This is a genomic window from Psychrobacter sp. (assembly GCF_049295055.1).
GTDB lineage: Bacteria > Pseudomonadota > Gammaproteobacteria > Pseudomonadales > Moraxellaceae > Psychrobacter.
This window is the reverse complement of record NZ_JBAQQF010000076.1, coordinates 16,991-37,640: the sequence shown is the minus strand read 5'-3', so window position 1 is coordinate 37,640 and position 20,650 is coordinate 16,991. Positions and strand designations below refer to the sequence as shown.

Annotated in this window: 19 protein-coding genes; 7 read left to right on the top strand and 12 right to left on the bottom strand. The window is 40.1% G+C overall.

What is annotated here, in order from left to right; translation table 11 throughout:
* The first annotated feature begins 552 nt into the window (after window positions 1-552).
* Window positions 553-1,167, top strand: a complete 615-nt coding sequence (locus WAZ74_RS11225; protein WP_422308384.1) for a hypothetical protein — start codon at window positions 553-555, stop codon at window positions 1,165-1,167.
* A 112-nt stretch (window positions 1,168-1,279) separates the two neighbouring features.
* Here WAZ74_RS11225 and accC read toward each other — a convergent pair whose 3' ends face one another.
* The 4 genes from accC to WAZ74_RS11205 all read right to left on the bottom strand — a co-directional run bounded on the left by accC (window position 1,280) and on the right by WAZ74_RS11205 (window position 5,869).
* Complete coding sequence (gene accC / locus WAZ74_RS11220) at window positions 1,280-2,641, bottom strand: acetyl-CoA carboxylase biotin carboxylase subunit (protein WP_422308383.1); 1,362 nt, start codon at window positions 2,639-2,641, stop codon at window positions 1,280-1,282.
* 153 nt (window positions 2,642-2,794) lie between these two features.
* A complete protein-coding gene (accB, locus tag WAZ74_RS11215; protein WP_422308382.1) occupies window positions 2,795-3,223 on the bottom strand; it encodes an acetyl-CoA carboxylase biotin carboxyl carrier protein in 429 nt (142 codons plus the stop codon).
* Window positions 3,224-3,506: 283 nt separating this feature from the next.
* Complete coding sequence (locus WAZ74_RS11210; RefSeq protein WP_422308381.1) at window positions 3,507-4,874, bottom strand: MATE family efflux transporter; 1,368 nt, start codon at window positions 4,872-4,874, stop codon at window positions 3,507-3,509.
* 500 nt (window positions 4,875-5,374) lie between these two features.
* Window positions 5,375-5,869: an EVE domain-containing protein gene (locus tag WAZ74_RS11205; protein ID WP_422308380.1), complete on the bottom strand. Its 495-nt coding sequence runs from the start codon at window positions 5,867-5,869 to the stop codon at window positions 5,375-5,377.
* A gap of 252 nt (window positions 5,870-6,121) precedes the next feature.
* On the opposite strand from WAZ74_RS11205, the gene hemW reads away from it, so the two are divergent.
* The gene (hemW, locus tag WAZ74_RS11200) at window positions 6,122-7,597 is read left to right on the top strand and encodes a radical SAM family heme chaperone HemW (RefSeq protein WP_422308379.1); all 1,476 of its coding nucleotides are present in this window, start codon (window positions 6,122-6,124) and stop codon (window positions 7,595-7,597) included.
* Window positions 7,598-7,711: 114 nt separating this feature from the next.
* Here hemW and WAZ74_RS11195 read toward each other — a convergent pair whose 3' ends face one another.
* A complete protein-coding gene (locus tag WAZ74_RS11195; protein ID WP_011280495.1) occupies window positions 7,712-7,852 on the bottom strand; it encodes an entericidin A/B family lipoprotein in 141 nt (46 codons plus the stop codon).
* 286 nt (window positions 7,853-8,138) lie between these two features.
* Between WAZ74_RS11195 and WAZ74_RS11190 the strand changes: the two genes are divergently transcribed.
* The gene (locus tag WAZ74_RS11190) at window positions 8,139-8,699 is read left to right on the top strand and encodes a tRNA (cytidine(34)-2'-O)-methyltransferase (protein WP_422308378.1); all 561 of its coding nucleotides are present in this window, start codon (window positions 8,139-8,141) and stop codon (window positions 8,697-8,699) included.
* 100 nt (window positions 8,700-8,799) lie between these two features.
* On the opposite strand, the gene WAZ74_RS11185 is transcribed toward WAZ74_RS11190, so the two are convergent.
* The 5 genes from WAZ74_RS11185 to WAZ74_RS11165 all read right to left on the bottom strand — a co-directional run bounded on the left by WAZ74_RS11185 (window position 8,800) and on the right by WAZ74_RS11165 (window position 11,717).
* Entirely contained in the window at window positions 8,800-9,156 is a 357-nt protein-coding gene (locus WAZ74_RS11185) for a TusE/DsrC/DsvC family sulfur relay protein (RefSeq protein WP_422308377.1), read from the bottom strand.
* The gene (locus WAZ74_RS11180; protein WP_422308376.1) at window positions 9,153-9,566 is read right to left on the bottom strand and encodes a hypothetical protein; all 414 of its coding nucleotides are present in this window, start codon (window positions 9,564-9,566) and stop codon (window positions 9,153-9,155) included. The genes WAZ74_RS11185 and WAZ74_RS11180 overlap by 4 nt, the downstream gene beginning before the upstream one ends.
* 84 nt (window positions 9,567-9,650) lie before the next feature.
* Window positions 9,651-9,974: a hypothetical protein gene (locus WAZ74_RS11175; RefSeq protein ID WP_422308375.1), complete on the bottom strand. Its 324-nt coding sequence runs from the start codon at window positions 9,972-9,974 to the stop codon at window positions 9,651-9,653.
* Window positions 9,975-10,076: 102 nt separating this feature from the next.
* Window positions 10,077-10,514, bottom strand: a complete 438-nt coding sequence (gene tusD, locus WAZ74_RS11170) for a sulfurtransferase complex subunit TusD (protein ID WP_422308374.1) — start codon at window positions 10,512-10,514, stop codon at window positions 10,077-10,079.
* A gap of 153 nt (window positions 10,515-10,667) precedes the next feature.
* Window positions 10,668-11,717, bottom strand: coding sequence for an NADP-dependent oxidoreductase (locus WAZ74_RS11165; protein WP_422308373.1), 1,050 nt, complete (start codon window positions 11,715-11,717; stop codon window positions 10,668-10,670).
* Window positions 11,718-12,066: 349 nt separating this feature from the next.
* Between WAZ74_RS11165 and glnE the strand changes: the two genes are divergently transcribed.
* The 4 genes from glnE to WAZ74_RS11145 all read left to right on the top strand — a co-directional run bounded on the left by glnE (window position 12,067) and on the right by WAZ74_RS11145 (window position 18,245).
* Window positions 12,067-14,916, top strand: coding sequence for a bifunctional [glutamate--ammonia ligase]-adenylyl-L-tyrosine phosphorylase/[glutamate--ammonia-ligase] adenylyltransferase (gene glnE / locus WAZ74_RS11160; protein ID WP_422308372.1), 2,850 nt, complete (start codon window positions 12,067-12,069; stop codon window positions 14,914-14,916).
* Window positions 14,917-15,156: 240 nt separating this feature from the next.
* Window positions 15,157-16,086 carry a branched-chain amino acid transaminase gene (locus WAZ74_RS11155; protein WP_422308371.1) on the top strand — a complete coding sequence of 310 codons (930 nt, stop codon included), beginning with the start codon at window positions 15,157-15,159 and terminating at the stop codon, window positions 16,084-16,086.
* A gap of 176 nt (window positions 16,087-16,262) precedes the next feature.
* Complete coding sequence (locus WAZ74_RS11150; RefSeq protein ID WP_422308370.1) at window positions 16,263-17,261, top strand: glycosyltransferase family 4 protein; 999 nt, start codon at window positions 16,263-16,265, stop codon at window positions 17,259-17,261.
* Between the two features lie 3 nt (window positions 17,262-17,264).
* Window positions 17,265-18,245 (top strand): glycosyltransferase family 4 protein, encoded by a 981-nt coding sequence (locus tag WAZ74_RS11145; protein WP_422308369.1) that lies wholly within the window; start codon window positions 17,265-17,267, stop codon window positions 18,243-18,245.
* 8 nt (window positions 18,246-18,253) lie between these two features.
* On the opposite strand, the gene WAZ74_RS11140 is transcribed toward WAZ74_RS11145, so the two are convergent.
* Together WAZ74_RS11140 and WAZ74_RS11135 are read right to left on the bottom strand one after the other, a co-directional pair.
* Entirely contained in the window at window positions 18,254-19,027 is a 774-nt protein-coding gene (locus WAZ74_RS11140) for a glycosyltransferase family 25 protein (protein WP_422308368.1), read from the bottom strand.
* The gene (locus tag WAZ74_RS11135) at window positions 19,024-20,628 is read right to left on the bottom strand and encodes a glycosyltransferase family 2 protein (RefSeq protein WP_422308515.1); all 1,605 of its coding nucleotides are present in this window, start codon (window positions 20,626-20,628) and stop codon (window positions 19,024-19,026) included. Before WAZ74_RS11135 ends, WAZ74_RS11140 begins: the two co-directional genes overlap by 4 nt.
* Between the last annotated feature and the right edge of the window lie 22 nt (window positions 20,629-20,650).

The window sequence follows — 20,650 nt, the reverse complement described above, 5'->3', positions numbered from 1 at the left end:
TACGCGTATATCTTGATGAGAAAAACCACAGCGGACATAGCTATAATAATTTTTAATATAAGCGGGGTTGTTTTTTTCGAACCGCAATTAGGACGTTTTTTAGCTTTTCTACTTACTTGGTGTCCACAGTGTTGACAGTTATCTAATTTAGACACGTTACTACCTACCCGAATATTGTTTAACTAGGGCGTGTCCTCAATCTGATCATGAAACTTTAAATGGGCTAAAAATGGCTAAATATTTGCCAAACTGCGTCAAATAGCTGGTTCATATCTCGATATTAACTGCACTATTTTCCTTGTTTGGCTGCAATTTATCTCATTTTTATCACCATTTTCAAAATGAGGACACGCCCTAGTAACATAGCCAATCAAAAATAATTAAGCAACATTGTTATACTAATTAATCATTATTAAATTATTATGCTAACGTCATAAAATGACTTGTTCACTTGTATTTCGATACTTATAGCATAATGTTACTTGTGTTTTTAGTGTCTAAGACTTACGCTAATGTGCATATTGTTTATTAATATCGATAAAAAGGTCAATTATGGAACCTCTCTCATTTGCTTCATTTTCATTAGCCGCTATTTTAGCATCATTGCCCGTCAATGGCGAAGTTTCTAGTAAACCGACTATCACTACGCATATTAGTCCTGCGATCGCTGGGCAGTGGGAGGTTGATTTAAATAGTAGTATTACGATGACCAAAGAAGCTGAAGCTAAGCAAGCAGCATCAAAAGAGACAAAGAATATAAAAAGTGACGAGCCTAAAAGTAGTGCAGGTGAGGGTCTACTCACACAAAATGAAAAGCGCATCATTAATATCCAACCTAGTACGAATAAAAAACTGATGGCCTCTGCAGCGAAATCTAATCAATGCCGTGAGCTTTATAATTTTGCTGCGGATAATGAGATGTGGTCGGTCAGTGGAAAAGAATGGACTTACGGTCGTTACTTAGTCACGCATCGTGAAGAAGGGTTGCCCATTATTGCTATCAAGACGGTTTATGATAACAATGAGGTGGATTGTTCAGGCAATCAGGTAGATCAGACTGATGAGGCTTTGATAGCGTTTTTAAACCATGATGGTAATCAGATGCAGTGGTGTGCTGACCCTGATGGTAAAGAATGCTTTATGAATTTTAAGAGAATTTTACCTTAACAAATTGCTTTGTTTAAGTTGTATTGTTTATAACAATCTGAACTAGTCTGCATAAAAAAACCGCTATCCGAATAGATAGCGGTTTTTGTGTTAATAAAGATATTTAAGCAGATTATGAGTCTGCTTTTTCCTTGTTAGCAGTTAACATTTCTCTTTCAAGATAATGAATATTTTGTGCTTCTTCGATAAAGTTTTCATCTGCTAAAATCACATCACGGTGCATAGGGATATTGGTTTTAATACCTTCAATAACCAATTCATCAAGGGCATGTAGTGTTTTAGATATTGCTTGCTGGCGTGTTTGACCATGACAGATAAGCTTACCAATCAGCGAGTCATAATAGCTTGGAATCTCATAACCAGGATAGAGATGCGAGTCAAAGCGAACGCCGGCACCGCTTGGGGCAAATAATTGCGTGACCGTACCAGGGGATGGCATAAATGTGGTTGGATCTTCAGCATTGATACGACATTCGATAGCGTGACCCTGAATTTCAATCTCACTTTGACGATAGGACAGACCGTAACCTGCCGCAATCTTTAATTGTTCAACTACGACGTCGATACCTGTAATCATCTCAGTTACTGGATGCTCAACTTGCACACGCGTGTTCATTTCAATAAAGAAGTATTCATTATTCTCAAATAAAAACTCAAAGGTTCCAACACCGCGATACTTAACCAATTCACAGGCTTTCACACAAGCTTCCAGAATTGGCTGACGTACATCATCAGGGATGTCAGGCGCTGGTGCCTCTTCTAATACCTTTTGGTGGCGACGTTGTAGTGAACAATCGCGGTCATAAAGATGAATAGCATTACCGTTACCGTCGCCAAGTACTTGCACCTCAACGTGGCGCGGGTTTTGTAAGTAACGTTCCATGTAAACAGTATCATCGCCAAACCACAGCTCAGCTTCTTGTTTTGCCGCTTGTACTTGACCTAAGACTTCTTCGAAGCGTTCAACCACACGCATACCACGGCCACCACCGCCAGAAGCTGCTTTGATTAATAATGGGAAGCCAATATTACGCGCTTGTTCTTCAGCGTTGTGTAGATTTACCGCACCAACAGAGCCGGGTACGGTCGGTACTCCTGCTTTTTTCATCGCATTAATAGCAGAGACTTTATTACCCATTAAACGAATATGGTCAGCGTTAGGTCCAACGAAGGTTAAGCCTGCTTCTTCGACGCGCTCAGCGAATTCAGCATTTTCAGCCAAAAACCCATAACCGGGGTGAATAGCGTCCGCACCGGATATCTCAGCTGCCGTTAAGATAGTACTGATATCAAGATAGCTTTGATTAGCATTAGGTTTACCAATACAGATGGCTTCATCAACGAAACGTAAATGCATCAAGTTTGCATCAGCGGTAGAGTAGACGCCTACAGTTTCAATACCGAGGGCTTTGCAAGCTCGAACGATACGTAAGGCAATCTCACCTCTATTGGCGATGAGCAGTTTTTTTATCATGGGGTCATCCTTGTCGAAGCGGCGTTTGTTGATAGAGTCGCTATCTCTGGCATCATAAGTTTAAGCTGTCATAAACTTAGCTAACGCAATTTACGCTGCCATATGAGTGATAACGAATCTCAATCATAACGAAGTAAAGTGTGGCAAATATCGTTACGCTTTATAGCGTACGATAGGCTGGCCAAACTGCACAACGTCAGAGTTATTGACTAATATTTCGTCAATGACACCACTTTGAGTCGCTTCTAGCGGATTCATAATTTTCATCGCTTCAATAATCCCAAGCGTATCACCAGCTTGCACTTTTTGCCCAACCTTGATAAATGGCGGATCGTTAGGGCTAGGGGCTGAATAATAAACACCAACCATCGGCGACGTCTCAACACTACCAGCTTTGACAGCTGCTTTTGCTTCAGCTGCAATAGGTGCAGCACCAACAGTAGGAGCCGCCATCATCGTTGGTGCAGGTGCATCATAGTGACGAGTTAAACTGATGTGTTCGTCTTCTGAGCTGATTTCTAAATTAACCAGTTCACTTTCTTCCATGAGTGCGATTAGGGTGCGTATTTTTTCAATATCCATAGTTTTAATTTTGCCTTGTGCCAAATTCGAGAAAATAGTGTAACTAAATAATATGTAGATAATTGCTCATGATACCTATATTCACGGCAATGAGCAATCGATGTACAGTTGTTAACTGAGTTTTTTTACATATTATGACGTAAGCACTCTTTCGAGTAAGAAATGCTCAATAATTTATCATAGTCTATGTGGCTTAGTAGCGCTAGTCATGATTAGCAGATACTATGTTTGTTTAGCTGATACTATGTTTGTATAGTAGGTTTAGATGAATGTTTCCCAATAATTAGCCCCACATTGCCGTTAAACGCTTCTGCTGATAGAGCAGACGCAATGTAAGCAAGATAGAAGATAAAAATAGCCCGGTAATTAATGCCATCCAAAAACCCTGCGGGCCAAGGTCAGTGAAGCGGACTAAGTAAACACCAAGTGGCAGAGCGACTATCCAATAACAAAATAGCGTCACCCACATCGGTACAGTGGTGTCCTGCATACCACGCAATATACCAGCCACATTGACTTGCCAGCCATCAAATAGCTGATAAGCTAGGGCAAAGATGAGTAAGTGCATGGCTTGTGCTCTTACGATTGGGTTATCGGTAAAAGCTGCTGCCAATTGTGGTCTAAATAGCCAGACTCCGAGCATACAAGCGAAGGCAATCATCACTGTCCATATCAGACCCGTGGCTTGTACTTGACGTAATGCTAAGAGGTTTTTTTCACCAAAGCGATTGGATATCATGATCGTCAGTGCCATAGCGACCGATATCGGTATCATAAACAGCTGAGAGGTCACTGATAGCGCCACTTGGTGCGAGGCTGTTGCTAACTCTCCCAACGGACTAATAACCAACGCGCCTAAGCTAAATAAGCTGGCTTCAAAAAAGATAGAGATGCCAATAGGGATGCCAAGTGTGAGTAGCTTAGTGATTTGCAAACGATTGGGTTTGGTAAAGTTATAGAAAAAACGGGTACTGGCAAATTGCTGACGTTTGGTAAATGCAGTATAAGCAGCTAGTAGTAATACTGTTATCCATAATACAATTGCAGTTGCAACCCCGCAACCGGCACCGCCCATTTCAGGCATTCCAAACAAGCCATGTATAAAGATATAGTTAAGCGGAATATCTGCGAGCAGACCAATAATACTAATCACAGTCACAGGTTCAGGACGTCCAAGCGCTTCACAATAACTGCGTAGCACGGCATATACGGCCATAGCAGGGAAACCAAAGGACACGCCATGTAAATACTGCGTCGCTATTGGTTGGATATTTTCAGGAACACCCATTACACCAAGGATATTTGGCGCTAAATTAACAATAATAAAACCAATAATACCAATGACGCCAGCCGTCCATAAAGACTGTTGGGTAATATGGGGTACTTGGTGGTGTTTATTTTGACCAATTGCCTCACCAATAAGAGGAGTGGTCGCAATTAAAATACCAGTAGCTAGTAAAAACAGCGGCAGCCAAATACCAGAGCCAACGGCAACTGCCGCCAAGTCGAGCGCTGAGACTTGACCGGCCATAATGGCATCGACGACACCAAGCGCCGCTTGGCAAAACTGGGTAATTAAGATAGGAAGCGCGAGTACGCCTAAGCGTAGGCTATAGCTTTTAAAATCTCTAAAAGATAATGGGAAAACCATAATAAGCAACTTTTTATTCTTGGCGGTAATTATTATTGATGAGCAAATACTGCCATCAATAAATCAATAGCGAGACATTAAGATGGGAGGCGTGCGACGATAATACTCCGATAAATAATATGAGCAAGTTTATTATGAGCAAGCCTCTTTTTAGGAAGAATATGCAGGCAAAATATGAAAATAAAATCAATGACGCTAAAATAAAAATAACCCGTCAATCCAAATAATGAATTGACAGGCCATAAGTAGAGATAATGGTAAAGAAGCGAGAGTATGATATCAATATTTTAGAGGCATTTGATAAATTTCATTCAAAGCTTTTCCTAAGTTTTTAACATGTATAGTAGATTCGCTTTGAAATCGATGCAGCGCGACTGGGATGAATTTTTCGTAGCCTCTGTAATAGCAGCAAGCAAGGAAAATTTATCCCAGTCGCAAATAGCTATTAATTAATGTATCGGTTTTATCTTGAACTGACTATATAAACAACCTGTTGGCAGTTAAATAGAATCAGTTTCATCCGGTATCAAATCGAGCGTTTCTGCCATATCCATAATCGTGTGCCAGTGCTTGGGTTCAAGTGGAATAATAGTTAATTGCTCACAGCCTTTTCTGAGTAATAACGAATCCTCCAGCGCAGGCAAAAATTTAAGTTCTGATAGTGGTAGTATATTGGTAAACGCTTGCTCAAAAGTCACGTCTACCATATACCAGCGCGGCTCTTCTTCAGTCGCCTTGGGATCATAGTGGCGATGCTCAGGATGAAACTGGGTTGTGTCAGGATAGCCTGCTTTACTGATAGTCACGATACCAGCGACGCCAGAAGGTCTGGCGCTTGAGTGATAAAAAAACGCTTTATCGCCCACTTTCATATCATCACGCATAAAGTTACGGGCGCGGTAGTTACGTACGCCATCCCACATCTCTATCCCCGCACGTTGTAAGTCCTTTATATTAAAACAGCTTGGATTGGATTTTATAAGCCAATAGGCCATTGTCTTTATCCTTTTAATAATAGTGGCGAATGATTCATTATCGTTTTATGCGTTAGTAATAGTTGTTCAATATTTTGCCTGTAATAGAACGCCGTTAACATGAGCGTTTGTTACTGGTTTTGTTATTGATATATTTTTATTTAAGATACTCTTTTTTAAGATATCCTTTTTTTTAAGGCGTTTAGCCGTTATCCTAGCGATAATTTCTGCTAATGATAGCTGTTACTCATTTCATTTATAGATAGACCGATTATGCCAAATATTAAATCTGTTAGCTGTTCCAATAATCTGAGCACTTCTAATCGTTCTACTGCGCATGCGATAGAGGTGAGCGACATTCCATTGGCGCTGTATATCCATATTCCGTGGTGCGTTAAAAAGTGTCCTTACTGTGATTTCAATTCGCATGAGCTGCCGATTGACAGTCAGTTGTCTATGTATGAGGAGTATGTAGACGCGCTATTACGCGATGCAGCGATGCAGCTAGTATTGACCCAAGGGCGAGAAATTAGCTCAATATTTATAGGTGGCGGTACACCGTCGCTACTTCCTATTTTACAATATCAGCGATTATTTAATCGTTTACGCGAGATTTTTAAATTTGCAAATGATATCGAAGTCACTATGGAAGCCAACCCAGGCACCCTTGAGCATGCGCCATTTGCTGAATACTTAGACGTAGGCATCAATCGTCTGTCGATTGGTGTACAGAGCTTTTCTGCTGAGCAGCTAATAACGCTAGGGCGTATTCATGATCCTAAACAAGCGTTATCTGCGATTAAAGCAGCTCGTACGGCTGGGTTTGAGCGCGTAAATGTCGATTTGATGCATGGGTTACCAGGACAAACAATGAGTGAGGCGCTTAACGATATTCAAATGGCGCATGATGCTGGTGCGACCCATATCTCTTGGTATCAGCTGACCATTGAGCCTAATACCGTTTTTTATCGTAGTCAGCCTATATTACCTGACGAAGATCGCTTAGCTGATATCGAAGAATCAGGTCAGACATTACTACAGAATTTAGGCTACCACAATTATGAGGTGTCAGCATGGTCTGGCGCTTTAGATAAGCCTTGTCGTCATAACGTCAACTATTGGCAGTTTGGCGATTACTTAGCGATTGGTGCGGGTGCTCACGGTAAAGTAACTGTTGGTGAATCGTTTTCTGATGAAGCCGTTACTAATGACGTAGTTACTGATGAAGTGCTTGATAATAAAGAAATTGTCAGTAAGTCTAGTACCAATGAATTGACTAAGAATGAATTGACTAACAATGAAGAACTGAAAGAAGCAGGTATTTATCGCTTTAGTAAATCGCGTATGCCAAAAGACTATATGGGATACCAAGATATCATTCAGGGAAATGCCGGTCAGAACAATACCGGTCAGAACAACGCTAATCAGAATACAGCCTTTCAGAAAAACGAAATAAGCCAACAAAACGAGGCGCCAATAGAGGCATTGACAGAAGTACCAAAAATGGTTGGCTGGCAAGCGATTGCCAGTGATGAGTTGGTCAGTGAGTTTATGCTCAATGCGTTACGCTTGCATGATGGGGTGGCTTGGTCTTTATTTGAGGCTCGTACAGGCCTGAGCTATGGCAGCATTGCGACACAAGTGAATAAGTTAATCCAGCAAGGCTTGCTAATGGACAATGTTGAGAAGTTACAACCAACAGTATTAGGTAAAAGATATCTTAACCAGATACTAAGAGAGTTTTTATAACGTTAAATTTTTATTAGTTATTTATCGTTAAAAAGTAGCGGCATAAAAAAGGCTTACCAAATAAATGATAAGCCCTTTTAAACAATCTAAGCGTTTAAACTAAGCGTTTAAAACTTAGATTTTGTTTTGTACTTCTTGTGCAGTACCACTTACAGCGCTACCAGCACTTGATACGTCTTGGCCTAGACCTTTAAAAGTGTTACAACCAGTTAGTACAAACATAGCAGCCAAAGATGCGATAACTAATTTTTTCATAATGTTTTCCTCAAAAAAGACAGGTCGTCATAAGTAGTAGCAGTGATAGCCATATAACTTGCAACTAGATAAGTAATAATTAGCACTTTACATAGGTTTCACTGAAGGGTTACAGGATAAGATGATAATACATTTAAATTATCTTGTTATCTGTTACAGCCATCATAGTCAAAGTTAAAATCAGTGCAAAGTATCAAAATGTAATTATTGGCATTAAACTGTAACTTTTGATTACGCCTGATATATAAGCATACACAATAAAGTTTGTAGCACTTACGGAGAGAGTATGACCATTCACATCGTGCTGGTAGCGCCAAAAATGCCCAGTAATACCGGTAATATTATTCGTCTATGCGCCAATAGTGGAGCGCAACTTCATTTAGTCAAACCTTTAGGGTTTGAGTTAGAGGATAAGAAACTGCGCCGTGCAGGATTGGATTATCATGAATACGCTCATTTGCAGGTTCATGAAGATTGGACGACGGCCAAGCAGGCATTGCAAGCCGCTGGTTGTCATATCATTACCGCGCTAACAACCAAACTGAGCAAGCCTTTCTATGAGTACGATTTTAGCGGGCAAGTGACTGAACAATCAGACAATCATATGGCATCAAACCATATGGCACTGGTTTTTGGATCTGAGACGGCAGGACTGGCGGACGATATTCGTGCAGATATTGGCGTTGATAACTGGTTGCGACTGCCGATGTTAGCTGATTCGCGTAGTTTAAACCTGTCCAATAGCGTCGCTATATGCTTATATGAAGTATGGCGACAACAAGGGTTTAAGGGTGATGAAGGTCGTAGTATTGGCTATGAGACGCTGACCGTCTACGACCCCAAGTAAGAATGGTTTTTATATTAGATCTTGCTAGAGGCAAGTTCGAATGAATGCTGTTTTATCAATCGTATTTTACAAGCAATCGCATTTTATAAAAAATAACGTTTTATAAACAATTAGGTGGTTTAGGTAGTCCAGCAAGGCGATTAACATGGCGGGCGACCAAGCCAGTATTAAATAGCTGCTGTAGTTTTTGATTGCTAATATCATCTTCAGGCAAGGTCTGCTGTAGCCATTTAATCAATGGACGAGTAGCGGGAGCATGATTGAATTTAGCAAAAAATGCGCGTACTTGCTGCAATACTGCTAAATGTTCAGTATCTAAATCTACATCCAACGTATTGGCTAGCTGCTGTGCAATAGCAGGCGTCCATATAGTATGATCGCATAAATGACCATCTGGGTCTAATGCTACGTTGATTGCTATGTTAGAAGAAATAGTAGAGGTGTTAGAAATACTCATAAGGCAATCGTTATCACTTTATCAAACTTAATATTATTGATGTTGGCATCATTAAGATTAGTATCATTAATGTCGGCATCATCAATGTTAGCTTGATTGATATTAGTGTCTTGAGTCATCGCGACCCATTCACTATCGCTCAAAATGGCAGTTAATTTGGCGCTAAGATTGAGCTTTGCCGTTGTATTTTGATTGAGCTGAGCCACGTCCTCAGCGAGGGCGTAGATACCGGCTATATCTTCTATTTCGATTTCCTCAATATCACCTAAATAAGCATTAAGCCAATCAATAAAAGCGACAGTCGTGCCTAGTAAGAGAATGCTGTCGCCAGCGCGCCATGTCAACGCCATTTGCTCTGTGCTGCGCCTGAGTGTATCCATGGTGCTATGTAGTTGGTATAAAGTTGCCATAGTCGTGTCCGATTGCTTACTGTATGTGTTTTCATAATAAAAGTTTGGGTTGTTATCTACTATCTACTATCTAAAGCCTTCATCTTAAAAGTTAAGAATCTGATCAAAATCTTGTAGGTTAATAAATTCTGGAATCAAGATCAATTGCGTTGCGACGTCGGTCGGTAGCATGCCAGTAATCCAACCACTAAATACATCATCAGGTAGCCAAGCTGGCGGCATATCATATAGCTCAAGCGATTGAATCATGCCATGCAAGCGTGAGTCAGACTGCATCAAAAACCCAAATACGGGCGCATCTAAATACAGCTGCACGTCATGCTCAAAGGTAGCTAACGTCAAAGCGAGTGCGCAGCCTTCATAACTTGCCATTTCAGTAGGTGTCTGCAACCGAATGAGTAGTTTCATTATTTATTCCTAATCTTATTAATCTATAACCGCTATTATTGAACTGGCTGCTTATCGTTAGACCTAGCTACTGTTAAACTTATATGTCTTTCAAGCTAGTGATTAAAACTGTATCAGACGGCAGTCGCCTTGCATCATCATGGCAAGCTCACTTAGTCCTACTAAACTAAAACCTGTCGCCAGATTTTCGCTATTTAACTGGTGGCGTGCACTGTTGTCGTTATCCGAAATACCACGACTGAGCGCGGTGCTGACGCAGACAGGAAGGTATAATTGATAGTGCTCAGCGAGATTTTGCCATTGTTGGGTTATATTCATTTGATCAGCTGACTGCCAGCGTAGACGATTGGCAGTATTTGCCGCATCTGCATAGAAAAAAATATTCAATGGAATATGCTGATTTTTTGAGAGACTATCATCATCAACCTTATCATTCATCGATAAGCTTTGCAGATAAGTACGAGCATAGCGTAGAGCTATATGCGCAAGCGGATGACTAGGATCAGCAGTAATCAGAAGAAGTGGGGTAGTGGTTGTCATAAGCATGCTCATCAGCTTCGTATCTTCAGTTAACGATACTTGTTAATAGAAATAGTTAGTATGGGTATTATTAATATGGATAGTTAGTAGCTATCATTATAGTAATAGGTAGTAATTATGATTGATTATGAGTATTCAAAAATTACTCATGCTTTATTTTTGATTCTCTGCTACCTCTCCAACCTTGATCATCTGCTTGCCAATGTTTTCTCCTGAAAATAGACCAATAAAGGCGTCAGGAATATTTTCAAAACCTTCAATGAGGTTTTCTTTATATACTATATCGCCATTATTATACCATTCCGCTATCTGTTGCTTAGCATCGTCAAATTCATCTTTAAAGTCGTAGACCACAAAACCTTCCATGCGTGCACTTTGTTTAATTAGCGCATGCATCGGTCTTGGCCCCTGTGGTGGATTAGCTTCATTATAATCCGCAATTTGACCACAGATAGCGATTCGGGCATGTCTGTTGATATTAGCAAAGACGGCATCGAACATCTCCCCACCCACATTATCAAAAAATATGTCTACGCCGTTGGGGCAAGCGGCTTTTATCGCCGCTTCCATATCATTGACTTGCTTGTAATTAATAGCTTTGTCTATTCCTAAGTCGTTTTCCAAGTAAGCAATCTTTTGGGCAGAGCCTGCGATTCCGATCACTCTACAGCCTTTTATCCTAGCGATTTGCGCAGCAATACTACCCACCGAGCCAGCTGCACCGGAGACAACGACAGTCTCTCCCTTTTTTGCTTGACCGATATTTAGTATGCCAAAGTAAGCGGCAAGTCCGGGCACACCAAGCATACTAACGGCGGTAGAAATAGGCGCAAGAGTAGGATCTACCTTTTCCATATCATCGACGCTGACACTTTGATATTTCTGCCATGCAAAGCGACCATGAACGATATCGCCGATCATAAAATCATCATTATTGCTATCGATGACCTGAGCAACCGTTCGACTGGTAATAGGTTTGTTTAGCTCAAATTTATTACCAGCGGCATCGTCATCGCCTTTATTCATAAAGCCACGCATTCCAGGGTCAACGGATACGTAAATACTTTTAAGCAGTACTTCGCCTTCTTTGATTGCAGGCATGTCGATATCATTAATTTTAAACGTATCTGTCGTTGGCACGCCTGAGGGATGATTGGCGAGTATAATTTCTTGGTTTTGTTCTTTTGAATTTATAGTTTTCATTTTGAATTACCTATTTTACACCTTGGAATCTTTCAAGGCTTTAAGGTGGACGGAACATACTATCATGAACACATTTTATTATTAATGAACCTGTCTACAATAACTTACCGCATCTTGCTGCGTACAAATTCAGTCATCATTTATACTTAAGTTATTTATGCTACCATAAAACCGCTCAAATCAAATGCTATCGACATTGTTAATAGTCATTTTATGCTCAGCATTATCATTATTTGTTATAGGTGTTTAGTCAGAAAAACCTTAAAGTTAGGCTTTAGATTCATGCTAAGTCCTAAGTCCTAATTTCATGTAGTTTCATAATTGCCTGCTGCAAGGAGTTGTCATCGTTATGCTATCTACCGTATTCAATGATAAAGGTTACCAGCCTACATCAGAGCAGCTAGAAGCGCTACAAACAGCAAGTGAGTTTGCTTATCAAGTTTGGCGGAGTCGAACGGGCGCGTGTCAGACCTTTCTGCGTAGCTATCCTTTAAATAGTACCTTAACGCGCCAGCAAATCGATGATCTTATTCAAGATTATACCTTAGACGAAAACTATCAACTTGCTAATGAAGTCAAAGTAATGAGCGGATTGCGCCATCTGCGTATGCTATTGATGATGCGCTGGGTTTGGCAAGATGCGTTGGCAGTCATTGAGCTTGAGCAATTGACGGATGAGCTGTCTGAATTTGCCGATGGCTGTATTTTATTTGCTAAGGAATATACCTATCAGCAGCTGATTACTCAATATGGGCAACCAACCTTTATTAATGAAAAAGGTAATGTACAAATTGATGATATGGCGATTATGGCGATGGGTAAGCTTGGCGCGCATGAGCTGAATTTATCGAGTGATATTGATCTTATTTTTATCCATCAGGCACGCGGCGAAACTGATGGTGACAAAGAAAAAGGCACCCGCAGTATCGATAATAAGCGTTTTATGACGCGACTTGGACAAGGTATTATTAAGCTGCTCGATAATAATACCGCCGATGGTTTTGTGTTTCGGGTTGATATGCGTCTACGGCCATGGGGCGATGGCAGTGATTTGGCGATTCATTTATCGGCATTACAAAAGTACTTTGCTCAGCATGGACGTGCATGGGAGCGATTTGCTTGGCTAAAAGCGCGCGTGGTTGGGCAAATAGCGCCGCCGTTTTATGATGAAATCCAAGCGCTTATCAAACCATTTGTCTTTCGCTATTATGTTGATTACAGTGCTTTTTCGGCACTCAGAGAGATGAAGTCTCTTATTCAAAATCAAGTTGCACAGCGCGAAGACTTAGATAATATAAAGCTTGGCGCGGGCGGTATTCGGGATATTGAGTTTATCGTACAAGCTTTTCAATTAATTTATGGTGGACGGCATCCACAGCTACAGGTTAAGTCTTGCTTGGATGCTATGCAGGCACTGTGTGAGCTTGAGTATTTAGAGCAAACGACTTATCAGGAGCTACAAGCCGCTTATCGCTTTTTACGTCGGCTTGAGCACGGTATTCAAGCAATTAATGATCAACAAACCCAGCGCCTACCTCATGATGCACATTGGCAACACAATCTGGCTATCACGCTTGGGTTTGAAAATTGGGAAGGCTTGCTAAATACGCTTAATCATCATCGATATAACGTCAATGTACCGTTTGAGCGTATGGTTACTGAGCGTCAAGTACCTGCGCAAGATGATAACGAGCTTGAACCTGTTAATATTGACGAACAAGTTACCCATTTAAATCAGATATTGACGGAAGAGAATCGTGCTCAATTGCAAGATTTTTGGCAGTCAAAAATGGTTGCTAATTTAAGCGATGAGGCTCGCGAACGCTTGGATGAGGCTTATCCAGTGATAGTGCATGCCTTACTTGCTCATCAAGAGCAGCAGCAACTTGCCAATGTTGCGTTACCGCGCTTGATAACATTACTAGAAGCTATCTGCCGTCGCTCTATCTACTTGGTCATGATTGCAGAAAATCCCAACGCAACGGTTGAGCTGATTCCGATGCTGTCGGCTAGTCCTTGGATTGCAAAAGAATTGGCACGTTATCCGGTGTTGTTAGATACCTTTTTACAGCAGCGTTATCGGCATTTGCCAGACAAGCCTGAGCTGCGGGATATATTACGTCAGCAGTTATTGCGAGTAGAACCCAATGATGAAGAAGAGCTGCTTAGCGTATTACGGTTGTTTAAAAAGAACCAAGTACTAGCGGTCGCTGCCAGTGATGTGTTGGCTGAGCGTCCGATCATGAAGGTTTCAGACTCACTGACTTATATTGCAGCTGTGGTATTAGAAGCGGCGCTAGAGCGTGCTTTTGCCGAAATTGTGAAACGCTATGGTTATCCTATCGGCCAAGATGGTGATCCGGTTACTGAAGCGGATTGCGGCTTTGCGATTATCGGCTATGGCAAGCTTGGCGGTCTTGAATTGTCCTACTCATCCGATTTAGACTTAGTGTTTCTGCATAAAATAAAAGAGCAGGGCATGACCACGGGAGAAGTATCCGTCAGTGGCATGAAGTTTGCGGCACGGCTAGCGCAAAAGCTCATGACCTATCTCAATACCCAAACTCGTGACGGCCGTGCCTATGAAGTAGATATGCGTCTGCGCCCATCTGGTAATGCCGGTATGATGGTGGTTTCTTGCCATGCTTTTGAAACGTATCAGCTGGATAAAGCGTGGTCATGGGAACATCAAGCTCTAGTACGAGCAAGAGCAATCTGCGGTGATAAACGCGTAACCGCACGTTTTTGTGATATTCGCCGAACTGTTTTGGCATTACCACGCACGATTGAAGAAGTACGTATCGAAGTCACAAGTATGCGTATTAAAATGCAAAAGCATCTAGGAACCAGTCAATGGCAACAACAAGCGGGCAAGTTTCATCTTAAACAAGATGCAGGCGGCATCGTGGATATTGAGTTTTTGGCACAATTTGCGGTATTGGCCTATTCACATGAACATCCTACTTTGACCAAGTGGAGTGATAACGTACGTATCTTTGAGGAAGTGGCTACACTGGGTATTTGGGAGGCAGAGGTCTGTCAGGATTTAACCGATGCTTATCTACGGATACGCGCTGCGACCCATCAATTGGCATTGTCCGAGCAGTCGTTGCTGGTTGACGAGTCTCTTTGGAAAGAAACGCGAGCACTGGTACAAGCGCAGTGGCAGCATCTGATGGGCGTTGAATCGACAGAATAATATTATTAAAAAATGATGTAGGTTTTCTTCCTCAGTGTATAAATAAAAGCCATGCAATGATAAACTAAAATGTTGTATTTGCTTGGCGTGCCAGTGATATAATCATTTGCGTTTTAAAATTTCATATTAAAATAGGCACCTGAAAATATACACTTAGTGTCAGCATAAAATTTTAATTAAAACATTTACTTAACACTCAACAAAAAAGTTAGACATCAGCGCTAACATAAGGATTATTAGATGAATATGGCAACAGACGAAGGCAAGCTTTGGATGAATGGCACGATGATTGAACAGCCAGATGCCAAGGTTCATGTGCTTACGCATAGCCTGCACTATGGTATGGCCGTGTTTGAAGGCGTACGTGCTTACCAAACCGCTGACAACCGTACTGCAATCTTTCGCCTAAAAGAACATACAGAACGTCTCTTGGGTTCCGCAAAGATTTTTCAGATGAATGTGCCTTTTGATGCCGCAACACTTGAGCAAGCGCACAAAGATGTGGTCAAGCAAAACAAGCTAGCAGAAGCCTATATTCGTCCGCTTATTTGGGTGGGTGCTGAAAAGCTAGGTCTATCATCACGTGATAACAGTATCAATGCGATGGTTGCGGCTTGGCATTGGGGCGCATACCTTGGTGAAGATGGCATCAAAAATGGTATTCGTGTAAAGACCTCTTCATTTACTCATCACATGACCAATGCAACCATGTGTAAAGCAAAGGCATCAAGCAACTATCCAGTATCCATCATGGCCAATCAAGAGGTGACTCGTAATGGCTATGACGAAGCTATCTTGATGGATCCACAAGGTTATGTCTGCCAGGGCGCTGGCGAAAACTTATTCTTAGTGAAAGATGGCGTGCTTCATACGCCAGATTTAGCAGGCGGCGCACTTGATGGCATCACGCGTCGTACCATCATTCAATTTGCCGATGATCTAGGCATCAAGGTCGTTGAGCGTCGTATCACTCGTGATGAGTTTTATTTGGCGGACGAGATATTTATGACGGGTACCGCTGCTGAAGTGACACCTATTCGTGAATATGATGACCGTACTATTGGCAATGGTGGTCGTGGACCATTGACTAAGAAATTGCAAACCCTGTATTTTGATGTGGTGCATGGTCGCAACGAGCAGTATATGGATTGGTTAAGTTTTATTGATTAGTCGTAGAGTTGTTATGTATTTTTAAAAAGCTGGACGTCATCGTTCAGCTTTTTTATGAGTAAATAGTTTCCTTTAAAGTAGATATATAGAATGGTCTTTGTATAAAGAATCTATTATGATGCCTTTTTTAATAAACTCATTATCCTGATTTTAACTCATAATATGTTGAGGTAGCTGTGAAAATCCTTCATGTTCTACTAACTAGAATGCCTATACCGCCCTTAAAGTATGGCGGTACTGAACGCGTTGTTTGGGCGTTATATAAAGGGCAAAAGGAGTTAGGGCATGATGTTAAGTTCCTAACCAAACATCAGAACCAGCATCCTGATTCTCTTTTATATAACCCCTCTCACTCTCTTGAATCGCAAGTAGAAGGATGGGCTGATGTTGTTCATTTCCATTTTCTATTTCGGGGTGAGTTAAGCACTCCTTTTGTCTGTACTACACATAATCAACAAATCACGCCTGCAGTATTTCCTAAAAACACTATTTTTTTAGGGAGGCTTCATGCTGAGCGTAGTGGGGGAGAAGCGTATGTTTACAACGGCTTATATTGGGATGACTACGGTAAGCCTAATGTGAATCAGCCCAGTAATTATATTCATTTTTTAGCAAATGCAAAATATAAAGATAAAAACTTGAAAGATAGTGTAGAGATTGCACGGCAAGCGAATAAAAATTTACATATTATTGGTAGTAAGCGTTATTGCTTAAAATGGCGTAAAGATGGAAAATACCAACCTTATCTTTATCGAGGTAATGACTTAACGTTCTACGGTATGCTTGGCGGCGATAAAAAGAATCAGGTAATTCGTAACTCGCAAGCGTTGATTTTTCCCGTATTAAATTATGAAGCTTTCGGTTTAGCGATGATTGAGAGTCTATATTTAGGCTGTCCTGTTATTGGTAGTCAATGTGGTTCTTTACCAGAGTTAATTAATCCAGATGTTGGGATTAGTACTGATAGTAAAAGTGAAATGGTAGAAGTGTTAAAAAATATTGGGCAATTTAGCCGTCAACGCTGTCATGACTACGCAAGAGAGACATTTAATCATCTTGTGATGAGTCGAAACTATTTATATTATTACGAAAAAGTCTTAAATGGCTATGCTTTACATGATAGAGCCCCTGAGGTTACTCAGCACATTCCATATGACTTTGTCTTAAAAGGTTAAATGATGAAAATATTGCATGTTCTTCTTACCCAATTAAGTATTCCGCCAAAAGATTATGGTGGTACTGAACGAGTTTTATGGGGATTGTACCAAGGACAAAAAGAATTAGGACATGATGTCAGATTTTTAACAAAGTATAAAAGCTCACAGGACGATGCTTTATATTTTGATGAGCAACTCTCTTTAGAAAGTCAGGTCGAAGGTTGGGCAGATATTATCCATTTTCATTTTCGCTATGAAGGAGATATTGAAACTCCGTTTGTTTGTACCGAACATAGTAATAGCGAAGTTGAACAGGAGTATCCTGTCAATACTATTTATTTGTCAAAAAAACATGCTGAAAACTATAATGCTACCTGTTATGTGCACAATGGTTTGTATTGGGGTGATTATGGCGAGCCAAATTTCAATCCTAAAAATTATATCCATTTTTTAGCTAAAGCTTCTTGGCGAATTAAGAATATACAAGGAGCAGTTAAAATTGCTCGAAAAGTAGATATCCCACTGCATGTTTTGGGGGGTGAACGTTTTAATATTCGCCGCAACCCTTATTTTTATATGTCTTCAAAACTAACATTTCATGGAATGATAGGCGGCACACAAAAAAATCAATTGGTAAGTCATTCGAAAGGATTGATTTTCCCAGTATTATGGCATGAGCCTTTTGGTTTGGCCGTCATTGAAAGCTTGTATTTGGGGTGTCCTGTACTTGCGACACCGTTTGGTGCTTTGCCAGACATCATTACGCAAGAGAATATAGGTGTTCTATCTGATAGTTATACTGAGCTTACTGAAGCGACTAAAAATATTGATAAATTTGATAGACGTGCATGCCATGACCATGCACGAATGTATTTTAGTCATCTTGCGATGGCAAGAGGTTATATACAATGTTATGAAAAAGTGCTTGCAGGTGAGGCGCTTAATATGATGAAACCGCGAGCTAAAGCAAATATTAAGGCAAGACTACAAATGAAAAACTAATATTTTTTTTATTCAAAAAGAACGGTAGTATAAAAAATACGTTTGCTTATACTACGTTTTATCTTTTTGAAAAAATGATTTAAATCTCTACTTCCTTTAGGTGCGATTTTTTTGTGTTTCGAACGCTCTATTTCTAGATCGCTTTTTAAAGTAGGGTTATCTCCTTCCAAAACAGTTGATTGTATGCTTAAAGCGGGTGTCATTTGGTATACGTGTAGCTCGCTTAGTAATTTACCAAAGATTATATGATCGATAGCAATATAATCATCTACATTTAGTGCTCGAATATATTGAAGAAGGGTAGATGCTGCTTTATTCGAAATAATATAAGCAGCCGCTCCAGTATGGGAGCTTTGTAGGCGAGAGAAATACCGGTTTTCGTAACCAGTTACTTCTTTATTCAGATGAGTTTCTTCAAATGCCGTTTCTAATTTTACGATATCTGTGTCGTTTAGATTATTTGATAACCATTGATAGTCTGTTAAGAAGCTTTTGGCATTTTTGCCTAAGTAAATGTCGTCTTCAAAAATGGCTATATATTCGAGATTGTTATCTATCATCTTTTGCCATAAGGAGATATGACTTAAGAAACAAGCTTTTTCTATCGCTGATAAACGCCGGCTTTCAAATAACAGTAAACCTAATTGTTTAGAAACTTCGTCTAATTGATGGGTTGTTATTGCATCAAAAAATTCAAATGTAATATCCTGCTTACCAAATTCATGGGTGATATGCTTGCGGCGTTCAATAGCTGTATTTAGACTAATTACATAGTTTTTCATTTACTTTTTTCCTGGTTCATTTGCCAGAGCATTATATATTTATCCATCGTATAGCCGAGTGAGGCAAAAGCCAAAATATAGCCGTAAGCACCGCCTAATAGATCTGCACGAATAATGTACTCTCGGATAAAAGAAAACCAAGAGCGTGATAACAGCCCTATTAAACCAATTTTTTTGCCGTGTTGATGTTTTTCTCTTGCCCAATCATGACTATAACGAATGTTTTTTACTAAAAAATGATGTAAGTTATCATTGGTGATATGTAGTAAATAACCTTTTACTACTTCGCTTGGTACACCTTTCTGATTTAAAGATTCATGAACGTCTAAATCAGAATATTTGAATTGTTGATTAGCATATAATCGCGCCAGTTTATCTGTATACCAAGTACGATTTTGAACTTCAACACCACAAAATTGATTGACTCGCGCCACACTGAATACTTTATCCGTCTGTAATGGCTTATTTAATAAATCAACAATAGATTGACGTAAATCATCTTCTAAACGTTCATCTGCATCTAGCACTAATACGTAATCACAAGTAGCATAAGATTGAGCCAACTGTCGCTGTTTCCCAAATCCTTGCCATTCTTCATTAACATACCATTTAGCACCATACTGCTGGGCAATCGCTTCAGTGTTATCTGTGCTACCAGAATCCAAAATGATGATTTCATCGACAATATCTTGTACTGTTTTTAAGCATGCTTTTAAATGTTTGGCTTCATTTTTTACGATCATCACCAAAGATAAAGTGCTCTGCTTTTTTGATAAGTTTATTGGTTGTAAGTTTCTTGCTACTTCTAGAGAATTTATAAATGCTTGCTCTGCTTGATTGTGTGTTAGATCATATAAAATGGCGTATTTATTAAACGTGTATTGGGTAAATAATAACGAATATATTAAGCCATACTTACCTTTTAAGAACCGACCATCAATTAAATATTGTTTAATAAATGCCCAGATTGGATTGAAGATAACTTTATAAAACTTAACCTTCTTACCTTTTGCATGACGATCCTCAGCCCAAGCCTTGGCATAATCTAAGCGTTTTTGTAGCCAAAATAGTGGCCTATCTGCAGTATGATGACGTAGAAAACCATCTAAAGTTTCAACTTTGGTATTATTTAATACGACGGATTCATGAACGAGATTATCATTATATGAAAAGTGACTTGGATATAAGCGCCAATGCGCTTTTATTCTCCAATAGCTGGGATCAATTTCATGTCCAAAGATACAATCAATACGTTTGATGCCGTATACTTTATTCTCTGGTTTTTGCGAGATAGTTTTTAGTATGCTTTCTTTAAGCTGAGGTGTTACTTCTTCATCGGCATCTAAGGCAAAAATCCAATCACCTGTCGCATAGGATTGTGCCAATTGACGTTGTTTGCCAAACCCTTGCCAATCGGTATTGATGTACCATTTGCCACCATATTGCTCTACAAGTTCGCGGCTATTATCAGTACTGCCAGAATCAAGTACTATGATCTCATCTGCTAAACCTTGTAAAGAAGGCAAAGTGACAGCGAGATTTTTGGCTTCGTTCTTGACTATCATTACTATTGATAGGCGGTATGACCTAATGTTTTTTATATGACTCACACCTTAGGCTCCT

Coding starts and splice junctions, on each gene's coding strand:
- WAZ74_RS11225 (WP_422308384.1), top strand. CDS start 553: ATGGAACCTCTCTCATTTGCTTCATTTTCATTAGCCGCTATTTTAGCA.
- accC (WP_422308383.1), bottom strand. CDS start 2,641: ATGATAAAAAAACTGCTCATCGCCAATAGAGGTGAGATTGCCTTACGT.
- accB (WP_422308382.1), bottom strand. CDS start 3,223: ATGGATATTGAAAAAATACGCACCCTAATCGCACTCATGGAAGAAAGT.
- WAZ74_RS11210 (WP_422308381.1), bottom strand. CDS start 4,874: ATGGTTTTCCCATTATCTTTTAGAGATTTTAAAAGCTATAGCCTACGC.
- WAZ74_RS11205 (WP_422308380.1), bottom strand. CDS start 5,869: ATGGCCTATTGGCTTATAAAATCCAATCCAAGCTGTTTTAATATAAAG.
- hemW (WP_422308379.1), top strand. CDS start 6,122: ATGCCAAATATTAAATCTGTTAGCTGTTCCAATAATCTGAGCACTTCT.
- WAZ74_RS11195 (WP_011280495.1), bottom strand. CDS start 7,852: ATGAAAAAATTAGTTATCGCATCTTTGGCTGCTATGTTTGTACTAACT.
- WAZ74_RS11190 (WP_422308378.1), top strand. CDS start 8,139: ATGACCATTCACATCGTGCTGGTAGCGCCAAAAATGCCCAGTAATACC.
- WAZ74_RS11185 (WP_422308377.1), bottom strand. CDS start 9,156: ATGAGTATTTCTAACACCTCTACTATTTCTTCTAACATAGCAATCAAC.
- WAZ74_RS11180 (WP_422308376.1), bottom strand. CDS start 9,566: ATGGCAACTTTATACCAACTACATAGCACCATGGATACACTCAGGCGC.
- WAZ74_RS11175 (WP_422308375.1), bottom strand. CDS start 9,974: ATGAAACTACTCATTCGGTTGCAGACACCTACTGAAATGGCAAGTTAT.
- tusD (WP_422308374.1), bottom strand. CDS start 10,514: ATGACAACCACTACCCCACTTCTTCTGATTACTGCTGATCCTAGTCAT.
- WAZ74_RS11165 (WP_422308373.1), bottom strand. CDS start 11,717: ATGAAAACTATAAATTCAAAAGAACAAAACCAAGAAATTATACTCGCC.
- glnE (WP_422308372.1), top strand. CDS start 12,067: ATGCTATCTACCGTATTCAATGATAAAGGTTACCAGCCTACATCAGAG.
- WAZ74_RS11155 (WP_422308371.1), top strand. CDS start 15,157: ATGAATATGGCAACAGACGAAGGCAAGCTTTGGATGAATGGCACGATG.
- WAZ74_RS11145 (WP_422308369.1), top strand. CDS start 17,265: ATGAAAATATTGCATGTTCTTCTTACCCAATTAAGTATTCCGCCAAAA.
- WAZ74_RS11140 (WP_422308368.1), bottom strand. CDS start 19,027: ATGAAAAACTATGTAATTAGTCTAAATACAGCTATTGAACGCCGCAAG.